This window comes from Microvirga aerilata (assembly GCF_016743775.1).
Lineage (GTDB): Bacteria > Pseudomonadota > Alphaproteobacteria > Rhizobiales > Beijerinckiaceae > Microvirga > Microvirga aerilata.
Genome location: NZ_JAEQMY010000276.1, coordinates 1 through 1,389, shown reverse-complemented (window position 1 = coordinate 1,389; position 1,389 = coordinate 1). Strand labels below are relative to the sequence as shown.

Below are 1,389 nucleotides of genomic sequence, written 5' to 3'. Positions count from 1 at the left end.
TCGGGAGCCAGTCCGATTGCCCGATCGAGCAGGGGGAGCATCTTCCGGCTGCTCTCCTCAGACAACTGGGAACACAGGAACACCGCCCGCACGACACATTCCCAGGCATCAAGGCCATGATGCGGCTTGCGGCTTTCGCGGGCATGCTCCGCCGCCAGGAGTTCAGGCCCGATGCGGCCGACGACGCTTGCGGTGATTTCGTCCTGAATGACGAAGATGTCGCCGAGGTCGCCATCGTACCTCTCGGCCCAGAGATGGGCTTCGGAGGCCGCATCGATGAGCTGCGCGGTCACCCTGACGCGGTTGCCGGACTTGCGGACACTCCCGTCGAGAACATAGCGGATCCCGAGTTCGCGCCCGATGGCGCGCACATCCACGGGCTTTCCCTTGTAGGTGAACATCGTGTTGCGGGCGATCACGAAGAAGCCCTTGAGCTTGGCTAGCGCGGTGGTGATGTCCTCGGTTAGCCCATCGCTGAAGAAGTCCTGGTCCGGGTCAGCGCTCATGGCGTTGAACGGCAGCACGGCAACGGATGGTCGGTCCGGAAGTGCGGGCCTGGGCGATGCCGTTCGTGCGGTCGTCCCTTCCAGAAGGGGGCGATACAGTCGCACCGGCCGCTCCATGTTCTTGAGCGCGCGTTCGCCGAGGTACTCGTAGTCGCAGTCAAGCTTGCCCTGGAGGTGATCGTACGCCGTGCCGGAAATGCAAATGCCGCCTGGATCCGCCAACGTCTGGAGGCGGGCCGCGATGTTGACGCCATCGCCGTAGAGATCCCCATCAACCTCGTGGATCACATCACCGAGATTGACGCCGATCCGGAAGATGATGCGTCGCTCCGTTGGGATATCAGCCTGGTTCTCGGCAACGCCCTTCTGGATGGCGACCGCGCACGCGACGGCATCGACGACCGAGCCGAACTCCACGAGCGCACCGTCGCCCATCAGCTTGACAATACGGCCCTGATGCTCGGCCAGCAGCGGATCGATCACCTCCTGGCGCAGAACCTTCAGGGCCGACAGCGTCCCCGCCTCGTCATGTTCGACGAGGCGGGAATAGCCGACGACGTCAGCGGCCAGGATCGCGGCCAGCCGCCGCTCCGCTCTTGCAGTCGCCATGGCTGTCTCTCCCTTCAGGAGATCCGCCGGATGAAGCCCAAGCGTTGACGCGATATGCACCATCTGGCTGCCCGACACCGCGACCGTGCTGGTTCATGATACCACTGAGACGGTCATGTGGCGACGCTTCACGACAGAGCCGCCTTTACCAGGAACAGGATCCGCGAAGCGGTCACTGCAAAGGTCTGTTGCGGTCCAATGGAAGGACGGCGTCATTCGAAGAAAGGTCCGTTTTTGGAACTTCGAACCCACTGGCGCGCTGAACTTGCCGAAG

At 63.1% G+C, this 1,389-nt stretch carries 2 protein-coding genes; both read right to left on the bottom strand.

All coding sequences use genetic code 11. The features are described from left to right. Positions 1-1,115 (bottom strand): adenylate/guanylate cyclase domain-containing protein (locus JKG68_RS32320; RefSeq protein ID WP_202066522.1); only part of this gene is annotated, 1,115 nt, incomplete at its 3' end. A gap of 93 nt (positions 1,116-1,208) precedes the next feature. After that, positions 1,209-1,389 (bottom strand): hypothetical protein (locus JKG68_RS33105; RefSeq protein WP_210346526.1); only part of this gene is annotated, 181 nt, incomplete at its 5' end.